At 36.0% G+C, this 16848-nt stretch carries 12 protein-coding genes; 4 read left to right on the top strand and 8 right to left on the bottom strand.

Annotation, left to right across the window (positions count from 1 at the left end; genetic code table 11):
* Positions 1-12: 12 nt before the first annotated feature.
* Positions 13-2745 (bottom strand): SusC/RagA family TonB-linked outer membrane protein, encoded by a 2733-nt coding sequence (locus EL260_RS10090; RefSeq protein WP_123860149.1) that lies wholly within the window; start codon positions 2743-2745, stop codon positions 13-15.
* Positions 2746-3079: 334 nt separating this feature from the next.
* Here EL260_RS10090 and metG point away from each other — a divergent pair, with 334 nt between their 5' ends.
* Both metG and EL260_RS10080 read left to right on the top strand, forming a co-directional pair.
* Positions 3080-5116, top strand: coding sequence for a methionine--tRNA ligase (metG, locus tag EL260_RS10085; RefSeq protein WP_123860148.1), 2037 nt, complete (start codon positions 3080-3082; stop codon positions 5114-5116).
* A 149-nt stretch (positions 5117-5265) separates the two neighbouring features.
* The gene (locus tag EL260_RS10080) at positions 5266-5931 is read left to right on the top strand and encodes a hypothetical protein (RefSeq protein WP_123860147.1); all 666 of its coding nucleotides are present in this window, start codon (positions 5266-5268) and stop codon (positions 5929-5931) included.
* On the opposite strand, the gene EL260_RS10075 is transcribed toward EL260_RS10080, so the two are convergent.
* The 7 genes from EL260_RS10075 to EL260_RS10045 all read right to left on the bottom strand — a co-directional run bounded on the left by EL260_RS10075 (position 5904) and on the right by EL260_RS10045 (position 15315).
* On the bottom strand, positions 5904-6608 hold the full coding sequence (locus EL260_RS10075; RefSeq protein WP_123860146.1) for a class I SAM-dependent methyltransferase: 705 nt from the start codon (positions 6606-6608) through the stop codon (positions 5904-5906). The two genes, EL260_RS10080 and EL260_RS10075, sit on opposite strands and share 28 nt — an antisense overlap.
* A gap of 167 nt (positions 6609-6775) precedes the next feature.
* Positions 6776-7585 (bottom strand): siderophore-interacting protein, encoded by an 810-nt coding sequence (locus EL260_RS10070; RefSeq protein WP_123860145.1) that lies wholly within the window; start codon positions 7583-7585, stop codon positions 6776-6778.
* A gap of 108 nt (positions 7586-7693) precedes the next feature.
* A complete protein-coding gene (locus EL260_RS10065) occupies positions 7694-9907 on the bottom strand; it encodes a TonB-dependent receptor (protein ID WP_123860144.1) in 2214 nt (737 codons plus the stop codon).
* Positions 9908-10229: 322 nt separating this feature from the next.
* Positions 10230-11822 (bottom strand): MFS transporter, encoded by a 1593-nt coding sequence (locus EL260_RS10060; RefSeq protein WP_123860143.1) that lies wholly within the window; start codon positions 11820-11822, stop codon positions 10230-10232.
* Between the two features lie 103 nt (positions 11823-11925).
* The gene (locus EL260_RS10055) at positions 11926-13044 is read right to left on the bottom strand and encodes an HlyD family secretion protein (protein WP_123860142.1); all 1119 of its coding nucleotides are present in this window, start codon (positions 13042-13044) and stop codon (positions 11926-11928) included.
* 25 nt (positions 13045-13069) lie between these two features.
* Entirely contained in the window at positions 13070-14380 is a 1311-nt protein-coding gene (locus EL260_RS10050; RefSeq protein WP_123860141.1) for a TolC family protein, read from the bottom strand.
* 89 nt (positions 14381-14469) lie between these two features.
* Positions 14470-15315: a helix-turn-helix domain-containing protein gene (locus EL260_RS10045; RefSeq protein WP_123860140.1), complete on the bottom strand. Its 846-nt coding sequence runs from the start codon at positions 15313-15315 to the stop codon at positions 14470-14472.
* A gap of 73 nt (positions 15316-15388) precedes the next feature.
* On the opposite strand from EL260_RS10045, the gene EL260_RS10040 reads away from it, so the two are divergent.
* Positions 15389-15862 (top strand): Mpo1 family 2-hydroxy fatty acid dioxygenase, encoded by a 474-nt coding sequence (locus EL260_RS10040; RefSeq protein WP_123860139.1) that lies wholly within the window; start codon positions 15389-15391, stop codon positions 15860-15862.
* An 89-nt stretch (positions 15863-15951) separates the two neighbouring features.
* Positions 15952-16815, top strand: a complete 864-nt coding sequence (locus EL260_RS10035; RefSeq protein ID WP_123860138.1) for a DUF4349 domain-containing protein — start codon at positions 15952-15954, stop codon at positions 16813-16815.
* The last annotated feature ends 33 nt before the right edge of the window (positions 16816-16848 follow it).

Below are 16848 nucleotides of genomic sequence, written 5' to 3'. Positions count from 1 at the left end.
TGTAAAAGAAGATTAGAAGTTAGCATTAATACCTAAAGTAAACATTCGTGCTCTTGGATAAATTGAGTTATCTACTCCATCATTAAATATTTCAGGGTCAATGTTTTTATATTTCGTTATCGTAAGAACATTCTGAGCAGCAACATATACTCTTAAGGAAGCATTATTTCCTATAAATTTATTAAAGGTATATCCTAAGGTCACATTATCCAGTTTCAAAAAGCTTCCGTTTTTCACATAATAATCAGACATTTTCTGAGGCTCAATGAAATGCGTTGTATTAAAATCCAATGGACTGTTAGCAATTGTATTATCAACCGTATTATTAATATTTCCTAAGTGAGCTCTGTCAGAAGAGATCTGATCATATACATAATTACCTAAGCTCATTCTCCAGCCCATTGAGAAATCCCAGTTCTTACCAAAAGTTGCATTGGTCATCAATCCCATTGTAACATCTGCTTGCGGCTTTTTGTAATTATATTTATCTGCGCTAGTGATTTGACCATCACCATTCCTGTCTACATACGCACCTTCAACTGGTTTCCCATTGGTATCATAAACCTGCTGGTATACCCAGAATGCATAAGGAGAATATCCTTCTCTGAAAGTCTGAACAAATCCACCTAAACCAACACCTCCTTTATCAATACCATTCACCTCAAGTTCTTTGATATTGATTTTATTATAAGATAGGTTATAATTAAAGTTCAGTGTGAAGTTTTCATTTCTCACAGCTTTTACATCCAATCCAAGATCAATTCCTTTCGATTGGAGCTTCCCAATATTTTTAGGCCCTATGATTCTTAAGTTTTCCAAAGGTCCTTCAGGAACAATTGACAAGAGGTCTTTTGTATCTGCCAGATAAAAATCTAGTGTTCCTTTTATCCTGTTATTTAAAAACCCAAAATCTAATCCTAGGTTGTATTTTAAACTTTCCTCCCATTTAAGATTCTGATTATATCCGTTTGCTTTCGCAATTTCATAGAATTGATTTCCAAACTGGTAATATAAAGTAGTTGAAGTATTATAGGTTTTGAAATAATCATATCTGTATACCCCGATATCTTGTTGACCAGTTTTCCCGACACTCGCTCTTAATTTTAAATCAGAAATACTACTGTTGCCTTTTAAGAAATCTTCTTCTGATATCTTCCAAGCAGCAGCGACCCCTCCGAAATCACCCCATCTGTTGTTTTTACTAAAACGGGAAGAACCATCTCTTCTATAATTAATGGTAAGTAAATACTTATTTGCATATCCTAAGTTTAATCGCCCAAAGAATGCCTGCAAATTCACATCCGGCTTAGAATCAGGATTATAAAAATTATTGACTGGATCTAATGTATATAATAATGTATTTCCTGATGCAGAACTCACTATGTGATAGTTCTGATATTCATATCCTCCCATAGCTTCGAGATTGAATTTCCCGAAAGTTTTGGTATAATTTAGCTGAACATTGGCATTTTTATTAAGAATACTTTCGTCTGAATAAGAATCTTCTCCATAAAAATTAAACACATTATTTACTGAAAAATAACCCGCTCTGGAATATTTATTAGTTACCACATGCCCATCCAATTCTTTACTATCTAATCCAGCATTCACAATTAACCTCAGATCAGGAAGAAAGTGAAATTTGTAATCCATACTTATGTTTCCGAAAAACCTTCTGAAATTCTGGACATCATGCTTATTTCTAAGCATACTCACCGGGTTTGAAGTTCCGTATGCTTTAGGTACCTGAACCCCATCTATCAAATCATATCTTGTCCATTCCGTATATCCTCCAAATGGAGAAGCTGAATCAAAGACAGGTTTTGTAGGGTCATAGGAAATTGCATTTTTTATAGCATCTTCATTAGCTTTATTCTGGAAGGTATATGAATAGGTACCTGTAATGTTAAATTTCAGGTGGTCATCAAAGAAACTTGGACTTAATGCAATATTAGCAGTTGTTCTTCTGAACTGGGAAGTAATCAGTAATCCTGAGTTATCCATATTATCAATGGAAAAACGAGTAGGAACCCTTCCAAATAAACTACCGGAAACCGAAGCGTTGATATCGGTAGTCACGGATGTTTTGAATATTTCTTTCTGCCAATCTGTATTGGCTGTGCCTAATAAGTTAGCTTTCCCCGGCACATACTGATTAATGATATTCCTAAATTCTTCACCGGAATATACATCAATTTTTTTAGCAAGGGTGTTAACTGTTGTAAATGCATTTAAGGAAACTCTAAGCTTCTTCCCTCCTTTTTTTGTGGTAATCAATATCACCCCGTTAGAACCTCTGGAACCATAAATAGCAGTAGAAGCCGCATCCTTCAGGATTGAAAATGATTCAATATCATTAGGGTTGATAGTAGACAAAGAAACTCCATCTAATGGTAATCCGTCTACAACCAACAAAGGGTCATTACTGGCATTCAATGATGATCCCCCTCTGATCCTTATTGTTGCTTCATTCCCCGGTGTTCCTGACTGGGTAATCACTAACCCCGAAGATCTACCATTAATTAATCCTTCAGCAGTAGTCACTGCTCCTTTATTAAAGTCCGCGGTAGATAGAGCTGTAATAGATCCGGTTAAATCAGTTTTTTTCTGTTTACCATATCCAATCAAGACAACCTCCTCGATTTTCTTCTCTTTGGTGGCAGTGTCTTTAGTCTGCGCATGCATTACTGTACTAGCCAGTAAAAAAGCGGGCGCTATTTTTAATACCGTTGTAAAATTCTTCACAATTTTATTTTTATAGTTTCGTTTTTCAGTCTTAAACCCGGCTTGTAGCCAGTGTTGCAATTTAAAAAAAAATTAGAATTATCATAATTTTAATATAAATTATGAAAAAATTATGTATATTACGAAACCCTTTTTAGTTAAAATTATACACCTCAATATTTTACACGATAGTATGCTATGCATAATATTTATTTTACATTAACAAAAAGTTAAACATACGTTTAACTTAATTTCATATTGAACTTCGGAAAAGTGGAACTTTCACCATAATAACTCCACAAAGAGCGGTATTCAAGAGATAATCCTTATCTTTGTAATCAAAACTTTACTATAAATGTCAAACAGAAAGATGATTACGGCAGCTTTGCCTTATGCAAACGGTCCGGTTCATATAGGGCATTTGGCAGGTGTTTATATTCCTGCGGATGTTTACGCAAGATTTCAGAGAAGATTAGGAAAAGATGTAGCGTTTATCTGTGGTTCAGATGAGCACGGTATTCCTATTACCATAAGAGCTAAAAAAGAAGGAGTTACTCCTCAGGATATCGTGGACAAATACCACGGGATTATTAAAAAATCTTTTGCTGATCTGGGAATTTCATTTGATGAATATTCAAGAACTACTTCTCCAAAGCATTATGAAACCAGTCAGGATTTCTTCAAAGTTCTTTATGAAAAAGGAAAGTTCACTGAAGAGGTTTCAGAACAATATTTTGATGAACAAGCAGGAGAATTCCTTGCAGATCGTTATATTGTAGGAACTTGTCCTAACTGTGGTAATGAAAATGCTTACGGTGACCAGTGTGAGAAATGTGGTTCTACCCTTTCTCCTTCTGAATTGATCAACCCGAAATCAATGCTTAGCGGAAATGTTCCTATTCTTAAAGATACAAAAAACTGGTATCTGCCACTTAACGAATATGAAGACTTCTTAAACGAATGGATTATTGAAGGTCATAAAGATGACTGGAAGCCTAACGTATACGGCCAGGTTAAATCATGGCTAAATGATGGGTTAAAGCCACGTGCCATGACCAGAGACCTGAACTGGGGTGTTCCGGTTCCGCTTCCCAACGCAGAAGGAAAAGTTCTTTACGTTTGGTTTGATGCTCCAATCGGGTATATTTCATTTACTAAAGAATGGGCGGAGAAAAACGGAAAAGACTGGAAAGATTACTGGCAAAGTGAAAACAGTGACCTGGTACACTTTATCGGAAAGGATAATATCGTATTCCATTGTATTATCTTCCCAGCCATGATGAAAGCTCATGGAGACTATATCATGCCTAAAAACGTACCTGCTTTTGAATTCCTGAACCTTGAGAATGATAAAATCTCAACGTCAAGAAACTGGGCAGTTTGGGCACATGAATATGTAGAAGACTTCCCAGGACAACAGGATGTTTTAAGATATGCTCTTCTTTCTTCAGCTCCTGAAACAAAGGACAATAACTTTACATGGAAAGACTTTCAGACGAAGAACAATTCTGAATTGGTTAACAAATTTGGAAACTTCATTAATCGTGTTATCTCTTTTACCAATAAAAACTTTGAAGGAAAAGTACCGAGTGGTGTTTTAGATAATACAAGTAAAGCTGCAATAATGACAGCAATTGAAGAAGTTGATAATTACTTAGAAAAATACGAATTCAGAAATGCACTCAACGCATTCATGGGCTTAGTAGATTATGGTAATTTATATCTTCAAAATGCAGAACCTTGGAAGACAATTAAGAATGATCCAAATGAAGCAGGACAAGCAATGTTCGTTGGAGCACAAATTGCGGCAGTTGTTGCTCAATTATGTGAACCATTTATGCCATTTTCAGCTGAAAAGTTATTTGGATACTTCAATATCGAGAAGAAGAACTGGAATGATTTAAAAAATACTGAAATACATATTGAAGTTGGTCACAAGATTGAAGAAGCTCCTTTACTATTCAACAAAATTGAAGATAGTGTCATTGAAGCTCAGATTCAAAAGCTGGAAGACACGAAACAAAATAATAAGAAAACAAACCCTAACGCTAACCCAATGAAAGAAGAAATCACTTTTGATGATTTTACTAAAATAGATCTTAGAACAGCAACTATTGTAGAAGCTGAAAAGGTAGAAAAAGCTGATAAATTACTAAAACTTACTGTAGATACAGGAGTAGATGTAAGAACTGTAGTTTCAGGAATTGCAGAAAGCTTTACCCCGGAAGAGGTAATTGGTAAGCAGGTCATGATCCTATTAAACCTTGCTCCAAGAAAGATCAGAGGTATTGAATCTCAGGGAATGTTATTATTAACGACTAAACCGGATGGTAAATTGTCTTTCGTAACACCGGATGACAGCAATGTTGAAAACGGTATTGAGATCGGATAATTACTCCTTACTATAAAGATTAAGGCTGTTTCTATAGGAAGCAGCCTTTCTTTTTGATGATAAACAATAGGTTCTCGCAGATTCTGCAGATCATCCCGAAAATATTTTTAGAAAACATTTGGTATTTTTTTATATTTGCTGCCATCATTATGGTTAATAAAAGCGTTTTAAGGAAACTCCCCGACTCAGAATTAGAAAAATATTTAAAGGAAGGCAATCGTTTTGTCCCGGAAGCGGTACAAATGGCTTATGAAATCCTTAAAGAAAGAGGGCGAATTTTTACTGGGCAAGAAGAAACTGCCGTTCAGCAACTCATTCAAAGAAAAAAAGAAGCAGAGGAAGCAAAATCTTTAGAAGAGAAAGAACTCTGGAGAGATCATATAACAGAGGATCCTAATGCCATAAAGCTTTTTCCCAGAGAAATGATATTCGTAATCAGCCTCATTTTAGGAACCGTACCAGGAGCTATTTTATTGGGAATAAATTTTATTAAACTTAAAAAATATTTCCCTGCTGTTATCACCATTATTTTCGGATTTATATTTGTTCCTATTCAGAGTTTTCTTGTCCCTATGATGCATACTCTTAGTTCTAAAGACTTTTTTACTATTAAAAGAAGTCCTGAGTTTATGGTTGCAGGATCAGGAGCACTCATATTATTTGTATTTTGGGTAATCTTTACACCAAAAAAGCTGCCTTACCGAGCAGCTTCCTATATTTTACCATTTATTATCTGTGCAATAATGGCTGTTTTAATCACCATCAATTATCAGGGAATATTTTCTAGTTATATCTTGGTCAGCTTCGCCAAATAAGAGTCTTCATCCTTCAATACCTTCTCCATTTTAAACCCATTATGCTCAGCAGCATTTTTCAATGTATTGAAATCAAGGTAAAGCCATGTAATCGGCTTTTCAGATTCACCTTTATAATGAACAATATATTCAAGCTCTCCGTAATATCCTCCGGCAGGAATGTATACTCCACCATCTTTATCACGATCAAACATATAGAGAATATCAGTACTGTCAATCAGAATCTGTCCTCCTTCATTCAACAAGCTTCCTAATTTCTGAAGATAAGTATCAATTTTAGATAATCCTTCAAAAATTCCGGTTCCGTTCATCAATAGTAAAACAGTATCGAATGTTTCTCCTGAAAAATCAAGGATATTTGCACAAACAGCCTTCTTGATTCCTCTTAATTGACAAACCTCAATAGATTTCGGAGAAATATCCAAAGCGATAACATCAAGGTTAGCATCAATCTGAAGATACAAAGCATGTGAACCGGCACCGGCACCAATATCCAGAACCTTTCCTCTGGATAACTGCAAAGCTTTTTGCTCAATTTCATTCATATCTTCAAAATCCCTGAATAAATAATCTACAGGAAGTTCATCCAATTCAGAAATTGATGTTTCTGTCTGCAGGTCTTCAGGATTTGCATCATGGTAATAATCCCAGATGGCTTGGCCCATTAAATCTTTCATAATGGCAAAGATACGGCTTCAGAGGGTAAAGTTCAAAGTAGAAGATTTAAAGTTCCTGATTTAAAGTTTAAGGTTGGACTTTATGCCATAAACTCTAAATTTTCTATTCCTTGTCTATCATCTTTCCGTCTATTATCTATCATCTCCTTTCCCCCATCTTCAATCTCTTATGCTATTGATTCCTTTTCCTCGTGTCTGTCTGCTTGTGACTCGTTTTCGGCTTTTCCTGATTTCCAGTAAGAAAATGCGTAAAGTTCTTTTGAAGTCCAGTTTTTTTCTTTTCGGAGATACGTTCTTACTTCTTTAACGCTGGAGAATTCACAAGCTACATATCCGAATTTTGAAGTTTCAGGAATATCAATACTCTTTACGGCATCAGCAATCTCACTACTGAACTGAGGCTGGGCATTATGAAGCCATTTAAATTCAATATCTGCTTTGGTGTTCAATATCTGTTCATCTTCTTTTCCATGAACTTCGATAATACAAACTCCTTTTGCCGTTTCAGGAAGGGTTTCTAAAATAGCACTCAAAACAGGAATTGCCGTAGCATCACCTGCCAATAAATACCATTCTGCTTCAGGATACAGCTCTTTTCCATCCAGGCGCATCATTACCCCAAGTTTCCCCCCTGCTTCTGCTTCTCTTGCCCATTTTGAGGCTGGTCCTCCGTCTCCATGATCTGCAAAATCAATGAAAATTTCATTTTTTTCCAAATCAATTCCTCTATGGGTATATGTTCTGATGGCCGGCGCCACTTCTTTTGGCGGATACACCCATTCATCATTTTCTATAGTCGGAAAATGCACTTCATTTAATCCAACCGGAGGAATGGCAATTTTATTATTGTCTCCTATCGTGGTATTTTTGAACAAATGAACTTTAGGAGAATACAGATACACTCTGATGAAATGATCCGTGATGTATTCTTTTCTGGTGACTTCGGCAATGAACTGCCCTGTTGAAATTTGAGCCATAACTGAAATGTTTTTTTAATTAAAATCCGGCTTCCGATCAATATCAGAAACCGGATTTGTAGAAAGTATTTAATTCAGATTAAAGCAGTATTACCTTAATCTTATTTTTTAAAATTCAAAAGTGTAAGACAGGTTAAATGTTCTGCCTCTTCCTTTATAATTAAACAGGTCCGGAATTCCATAGCTTGAATATAAAACCTGGGAACGTTTGCTCCAGATGGTTTGATAATCTGTATTGAAAAGATTCTGAATTCCAAGGTTGAACTTCCCAAACTGGAATCGGTACCCTATCATTAGATCTGAGGTATTGTATCCTTCAATTACATTCTTAAGTTCATCCTTCTGCTTGAAATTCTGTAAAGACTGGAATCTAAATGACCAGTTTTTCACATTATACCCAATGTATGTAACCAACTTGGATGGCGAAGCATTATAAATTTCCTGTTTCTGCCATTCTCCTTTATTGTCTACTTCAGATTTGATTAATAATCCGCTTGCTCCGAAATAAACTCCATTGTTCATGGAATAAGAAATCTCTGCTTCGATTCCCATATTTCTTAATTTCAGATCGTTAACAAGAATCTGGAATGTATTTTTATCTACAGCTACAGTTTTGTCAGAATTACTTAAAAATCCGGCAACCTGTGCTCTCAGCCCACCTTTATTAATACGGTATCCTACTTCAAACTGATTGGTTTTGATGGCCTGTAAAGGCTGCTCTTTGACATTGATACTGGAAACTACATCCCAATGCGTTCCGTTCAGTTTATAGGTTCCTATTCCATAATATTTAGCAGGATCTGCTAAGCTTGCACCTTGGGAGAATGTTCCCCATACCTGGTGCTGCTCGCTGATTTTATACAGTAATCCCGCATTGGCTAATGTGACGTTATACGAGCTTTCTCCTCCTGGAATGGCTGAAGCAGAGGCTCCATATCCCATAGCAATCTGTGTTTGTTGTACAGAGCCTACAAAATCATCCATTTTTACGTTGATGTGCTGGTAACGTACTCCTGCATTAAGCTGTAACTTAGGAATAATATTATATTTTGCCTGAACATACCCTGCATAACTTTGGGAATGGTTAGTAGGATATCTTCCTAACCTGTATTGAGTCTCGTTAATTAACCCGCCACTGGACATTGTTTTAGTAATATCATATACAGATTGTGTCCCTTCAAATTTTTCAAAATCTATATCAGCTCCATAAGTTACATTCAATCCTTTCCATGATTTTGACAATAACGCTTTTATTCCCGAATAATAGGTATCCTGCTGAGATGAAGACATATAAGCAGCGCTTTTTTTATCTGCCAAAGCTACATTGCCAGGAAAAGGATAAAAGCCTAGCTTCTCTCCTCTCGTCGCAAGCTGAATATACAGATCCTGACCTCCTAAAATATTATTTCCGTTATAGGCAACGGTTGCCATGTAACGTTCTGTTCCTATGTTTTTATCAGAGGAAAAACCATCTTTCATTTCCAGCAAACTTCCGTCTTTCTTGGTAAAAGCACTTAAGTTTTGTCCTAAATACAAACTTCTGTCTCCATTGAATTTTGAGTTATAATATTGAACAGAAGCTGTTATTTTATGTTTATTGTTAAACTGATACCCTCCAGTCGCAAGAACGTCAATAGATTGATTGTACTGAAGATCGGTTTGGGTAATATCTGTAAAAAGCTGTTTTTGATCTGCGCCGTATACTCCACCATTTTGCTGGTAAGCAACTCCAAGTCTCCCGAAGAACTTCTCTCCTTTCCCTGAAATAGCTTGAGCCGCACGGAAATCATGGTCATCTTTTCCCATAAAACCTGTACGGACTCCCAATTCAGTTTCCCCGCTGATTCCTTTTTTAGAAGGTACTTTCGTAATAATATTAATAATACCACCGGTTGCATTTCCACCATAGATAGAACTGGCTCCGGAAAGTACCTCAATTCTTTCAATATTAAATGGATCAATAGCATCCAGCTGACGACTGATGGCACGGATACTATTCAGAGAAACCCCATCAATCATTACCAATGCAGAACGTCCTCTCATATTCTGTCCGTAATTGGTTCTTCCCTGTGGACCAATATCCATACTTGGAATTAAAATGGATAACATTTCCTTAATCGGAACTCCACTTTTGGCCTGTTCCTGAATTTTTTCTTTCTGTACAACCCAAACGGTACCGGGAATTTCAGAAATTTTAGTAGGTTTTCTTGATGCTACGATAACCACATCTTCTATACCTTTAGAGGCTACAGAATCTTTAACAGTTTGGGAAAACATCAATCCCGATGCTAATAGACCTATGAATGCATAATGCTTTTTCATTCCTTCAAATCAAAGTTTTATAATCTCGCAAAGATAATTTTTATTTAGAAACAATAAAAATAAGAAAAGATGAATTTTTTCACTTTTTTTGAATTAAAAAGGTTGGAAGCTGGAAGAAAGTAGGCTGGAGGTTTCTATTCACCTTACAGTTTATAGAAATTACCTAATGTTTTGAACTTTAAATTAATAAATGGAATAATAACAGCCCATCGCCTTTCATAAATTCCCTCTTCCAACCTCCATTTTCTCTCTTTCTTTCTCATAAAAGTAAAATCCCAGCCCAACAAAGGACCAGGATTTTACAGTGAAAAACAAGGTATCTTTACATCGCAGGCCCAGCTGCGTCTTTTATTTCTTCTAATAATTTTTTTCGTTCACGAAGTCTTCTTCTTGCAATAACAGATTTACCACTAAGTACTCTGATAAATCTGAAATATTGGAATCGTTTGGCTCCAAAATGGTGGGTTATTACATACAATAAGACTCCAAAGCCAATCAGAACAATAAATCCGAAGATCTTTTTAGTTGCTATCAAAATAGCATTAAGCTGAATAGCCTTCATATTGGTCATCATATGCTGCGGGGTTACCGTCATTCCATCCATATAAACAGCAAGATCTCCAACTGCTGTAACCTGAAAACGGTATTGTAACCATGAGTATAAGGTTGAAAAAATACCTACGGCTAAAAAGGTTCTCCAAACCAATACTAATCCGATAGCTGCAAGCATTTCATCCATTTCAAGCTTATCTAAAGTATAAAACCATACGGAGATAAACAACGAACACATTCCATAGCCCTTTAAAAACATGGGTAAATACCAGTTATCATAATTGAATTCCAGTACCATAGAAAAATACATAATGATAGCATAGCCTACCATTCCTGCAAACCCTGAAAAAATATACATTTTCAATGGTTTTTCATTCTTAAACCAAAATATAGCAATCACTCCAGCCAAAATGATTCCCGGTATCATCAGCATGTTCAGCCTGGCATTAGTCAATTGATCATATCCTAAAACTCCTACGGCAAAAGTAGTCTGGATAGAAGCTGTTCCGAGGAACATTCCCAACCAAAACAGCATAAATAAGCCATTTTGTACGTTACTTTTTGTAAAAATTTTAAATGAAAGATAAGGTCTTTTTAATGTTAACTGACGAATGGAAAGTAATGCAAAGCTCACAAATGCAGCAATACTTGCATTCATGATATTCTTCGAGTTCCACCAATCCTGCTGTCTTCCAAAAGCATATACATAGGCTGAAAACATAAAGGTGGACACAAAAAGTAAGATACTCAGCCAATCAATATAATGCAATGGAACTTTCAGGGCAAAATATTTATCATGCATAAAAATCCAGTGGATTAATGCTAAAACAAAGCAGAGAACCGCAGCAAAAATGTAAAACTGCTGCCAGTTGTAAAGGAATGCAAATTCTGCTGAATAATAAGCTGCTACCTGATTCATCACCAGAACAAATGTATAAAACACGCCATAAAACATTCCCCGGTTTCCAATCATGACCATCAATGGCAGGAAAAGTTCAATGGTTACCATCATCTTCATAAATCCGATCAGTAAGGCAGAAAACACGAAGATCATTGGCTGCAAAGTGGTCGCGTTGATATAACTCAGTAGTCCTAAAAGCACTAAAAGCAATACCATTTTATCTCTTACTTTGAATCTCATTTTAATTCTGAGGACAACAGGCATGCAGGCTCCCATTCCAATAGTGGTTGCATAATTCGCCCACATAAAATATTCTGTCATAGCCCCGGTACCACTTACCAAATAGCTGATATTCCCAGTATACACTCCACCAATCGGCATTACTACGGCGAGCAGCAATACAATCAGCAGAAGCTGTACCGGTTTAGGTACCCAGTCGCTATATAATCCTTTGTTGTACATATTTTTTTAGATAATAGATTTCAGATATCAGATAATAGACTTTTACTTTTCAACCTTCCCTTTTCATCCGGCATACAGTCTGGAACCTGATATCTTCCATCTTTTAGTTTTTATTAATGTTCACATTCATATTCATTCCTGCCCCCAGCTTATCCAGGTCTTCTTTTGTATTGGAAGTAGTGAATTCAATTCTTACAGGGATTCTTTGCTGTACTTTAATAAAGTTTCCGGTAGAGTTATCGGTTGGCACACTTGAATATCTTGATCCGGTAGCTGCAGAAACAGCAGTTACTACTCCTTCAAATGTCTTTCCACCTAAGGCATCTGCCGTCATGGTCATCTTCTCTCCTACTTTAATATTAGGCATCTGGCTTTCAAGGAAGTTGGCTGTTACCCATTTCTGACCGTTCAATACGATAGTTGCCACTTGTTGGCCGGGTTGAATCAATTGTCCTTCAGAAATCGTTCTTCTTCCCATCACCCCATCATAAGGGGCTGTGATTACAATATAAGAAAGGTTAATTCTCGCCATATCCAAAGCAGATTTTGTTCTTTTGATCTCAGCATCATTGATTCCCAATCTGCTTTTCACTTCTGTAGTGGAAAGATTTGCGGATTGTTTTTGATTTACTAATGTCTCATAAGCCGCCTTTTGAGCATCGTACTCTGTTTTTACCTGATCATATTGTTGTCTTGTAACTGCTTCAGCAGATAAAAGATTTTTGTATCTGTTCAGGTTCTGTTCAGCATTCCAAAGTCTTGCTTTTGCTCCGGCAATATTAGATTGCATTACATTTACATTGTTGGAAACAGTATTGATAGAAGAACTTGTTGCTGTTTTTTGTGCCATTGCATTTTGATAAGCCGCTTCCGCCTGTCCTAACTGGGTAAGGATTTCACGTTCGTCCAAAATCACCAGCGTATCTCCTTTTTTTACTCTTTGGTGTTCAATAAATTTAATCTCTTTGATGTAAGCAGAAACCCTTGTATTGATAGGGTTGATGAATTCTTCTACTTGAGCAGCTTCCGTATAGGTTTTGTTTCCGATATGGAAATATTCACGGATGAGCCAGAATAACCCAAATCCAATCACCAGAAAAACGATGATATTGGAAATGATGGCTCTGATTTTATTTTTTTTGTTTTGCTTTTTTTTGTTTTCTCCACTTGGTGTTGCCGGAGTGGATGTGGTATTTTGAGTGGTTTGTTCCTTGTTTTCCATTGTGTTGATTTTCAGTTTTAAAAAATTAAAGTGTCCCGGTAGATTTCAAAAGGTTATAATATTGATACAAAACGTTGATCTCTGCATTGGCAAAATCCAGCTCTGATTGCAGTTTCTGGTTCTGTGCATCTATCATTTCCGCCTGCACAGCCAATTGGTTCAGATATTTGGCTTCAGTAATTTTGTAATTTTCTTCTGCCAGCCTTTTGGAATCATTAAGAATGTCTGCCTGTTGAATCGCTTCCTGATATTTGGTATACGCTGCATTCACTCCCATATCTACATTCTGCTGTACTAAAGTCATAGCATCATTAGCCTGATTCTTCTGCAATTCACCTAATTTTACTCTTTCTTTAGTTTTATACAGGGTATCAATATTGTAACTAAGAGAAACACCTGTCTGCCAACCTCCTGAATACATATCCAAGACAGGATTTCTCGTAGTAATGGGTCTCTGTAAGGTATATCCACCGAATCCTGCCACAGTAGGTGAATTATCAGTTTTAATAATTTCAATATTCTTATCAGCGACCGCAATATTTTTCTGTGCAGACTTTAACACTGGATTGCTGTCATGAGCAAGACTCATATAATAATCCATTCCGATTCCTGATTCTTTGTTCGTCAAATTTTCAGTGGGAACAATTTCAGTATCAGAAGATAGCCCTAATGCAATATTCAGATTATAATTAAGAATTTTTCTATTGTTGGAAAGGGTAAGAATTCCCTGATCCAGATTTTTAAGGGCAAGTTCTCCACGAATTACTTCATTTCTGGTTACCATTCCCTGTTGATAGAATTTCTGAATATTCTTAAGACGTTCCTGAGCTAACTTCTTATTATTCTGAAACACTTCTTCCTGATTGATAATCTTGTAGACATCCAGATAGTTTGAAATCACTAAAAATTTTACATCCTGTTTATTTTTCTCCAAATCCAGTTCAGAAAGCTGTTCACGAAGCCCTGCCATTTCAATGGATTTATTTACCAATCCTCCTTTGAAGATCAGCTGTGTTGCCTGAACAGCGTAAGAACTTCCGTAGTGAGGCATCGGAACTTTTGTAGAATTAGAAAAGTCTTTATCGATAGCTACAGCATCTCCCAAATAGAATTGGCTTGTAGAAGCGGTGATGGTTGGAAGTTTCTGAAGCTTTACAACGTTGATATTCTGTTTGGCAATATCAATATTCTGAGCTGAAACCTTCAACTGCTGATGATTCTGGACTGCCAGTTCGGCAATCTCACCTGCGGTCATCTGTTTTACCTGTTGTGAAAAAAACAGCGCAGGAAAAGCTGCTATCAGAACTGATAGTGCTGTTTTTATATTCTTTGTCATTTTACCTTGTTTTACAGATGCAAAGTTAGAACAACAACAAATTCAATCAAATGTTTGATTTTTGGAAAAAGATGTTCAAATGTAATATTTTAACTTTCGAACTGATGTCTGTATTGTCTTGGGCTTACCTCCAGATGTTTTTTAAAAAAGTGAGAAAATGCATACTGATCGCTAAAGCCGAGGATCGAAGAAATCTCAGAAACAGGTTTACTAGAAGAGTTTAAAAGCACTTTCGCTTCATTGATAACGATTAAAGCTATGATGTGACTTGCGGTCTTTCCGGTAACGTCTTTCACCACCGATGATAGATGTCTGGTTGTAATGGATTGTCGTTCGGCATAGAACTCAACGGTTCTTTCTGTAAGGTGATATTCAGAAAGGTCTGTAAGAAAAACAAAGACAATTTCTTCCTGTCTGGACATCTGGTTCATGGAATTATTATCTTCTTTGGAAATAATTCCCGCCATCTGATAGCAGAATACAGAAAAAAGATGTTCCACCATTTCTTTTTTGTACAGCATCTCTGTTTCAGAATCAAGGATGTATTTCAGGAAGTTGACGCTTTTCCAAACGACCTCCATTTCATCTTCAGGAAAAGGAACTCCTTTATTCATCTGCTGCCTGAAGTATCGATACGTAATCAATCTATTGAATTTCAAAGATAAAGCAGAAATAAAATCCCTTTTATAAGAAACCATTCTCGACTGAAAGTCATCGCTTACTGCTACTACTTCATAAATAGTCTGCGGATCGGTTACCATAAACATATTGGCAGAAACCTCCAGATCGCTAAAGTGCTGACGAAGTTTTATGGTTCCTGATTTAATAAAAATAAATGCCGGATTTTCAGGCCTGAATGGTTTATCAACGGCAATTCTCTCAAAAATATTACGTTCCGTAGAGATTTCAACTCCGAACTTTTCTAAGGCAGACATAACACAAATGTAAGCAATCTTATCACCGATTACAAAATTTTATTATTTTAGCATTAATCCAATTCCTGTCAGTATGAGAAAGGTTGATTTATTATTTGCAGAATATAGCAAGAGCCATAGAAATGCGACTAACAAGTTCATTCACTGGTTTTGCGTACCCCTAATTTTTTGTTCTATCCTGGGATTTATTTCATTGATTCCTTCCCCCCATTTCTGTATTTCTTATTTTGGATGCATTAGTATCATCAGTTTAATTGCTATTGTCATCATCAGTTTGTATTATATCAGACTGTCCCTGCTCATTGGTTTCATAATGATTTTTATAATGCTGTTGGCAGAACACTTTATTTATTTTACCAATATCAGTTTGGGTAAACAGTCCTGGATCATATATCTGAGTGTCTTTTTAATTACCTGGATTTTTCAGTTTATCGGACATAAAATTGAAGGTAAAAAACCTTCTTTTCTTAAAGATATTCAGTTTTTACTGATCGGACCGATATGGCTTTTAAGTTTTATTCTTAAAAAAACAGGAATCAGATATTAACTTATTGGGCTTATTCTTAAAATAATTTCGAGGACCCTTGTTTTTTCTAAGCATGGTTTTTGATAGTATTCATGAAAAATTAACTATTCATGAGAACGATACTTTTACTTTTACCTTTACTTTTTATTGTCTTTATCAATTGTAGTAAATCTAATGCTGATAAGCAGCATTCCGTGAATGCTGCTCTTACAGAAATAATCATGGAAGATGAAGCTCCACGTCCGCCTTCTTCTCTTTCTGAAAAACTTCTTCCCGATAATAAATCGTCCACTTCTGCTGAAATTAAAACAGATACGATATCCCGTAAAATCATCAAAAACGGGAATATGAGAATTCAGGTTGGTGAGATAAAAAAAGCGCAAACCCTCGTCAATGACATTCTGAAAAAGAACAATGCTTATATCCAGAAAGAAGAATTCCAGAATACCGATATGAATGAAACCATGGATCTAACCATCCGGGTTCCTCATAAGAATTTTGATGCACTTATCAACTCATTTTCTGATGGTGTAGGTTCTGTGTTATCTAAAAATATTTCATCAGATGATGTTACAGAGGAATATACTGATGTATCCATAAAACTGGCCAACAAAAAAATTTATCTTGAAAAGTATAGGGATATGCTTAAAAGTGCGAAAACTACTAAAGATATGCTGGAAATTCAGGAAAAGATCCGTGTCCTGGAAGATGAAATTGATGTGGCTGAAGGCAGACTCCGCTTTATAGACGACAGGGTGAATTACAGCACTTTAAACTTAAGCTTATATAAAGAAAAAGTAAGAAGCTCTGCAACGTCTAAAATTGGATTCGGAAGCCGGTTCATAGATTCTCTGACAGAAGGATGGAACAGTTTTGTAGCCTTTTTATTAGGGATTATTTCCTTTTGGCCATTCTTTTTGCTAATTCCTCTGGTTATTTTCCTATGGAAAAAATGGAAAAAGAGAAAGCCGTAATTTTTTCAATATAAACGTACATAAGAAAGCCGA

This window comes from Chryseobacterium nakagawai (genome assembly GCF_900637665.1).
Lineage (GTDB): Bacteria > Bacteroidota > Bacteroidia > Flavobacteriales > Weeksellaceae > Chryseobacterium > Chryseobacterium nakagawai.
The sequence above is the reverse complement of the archived record's forward strand: the minus strand, read 5'-3'. Positions and strand labels throughout refer to the sequence as shown.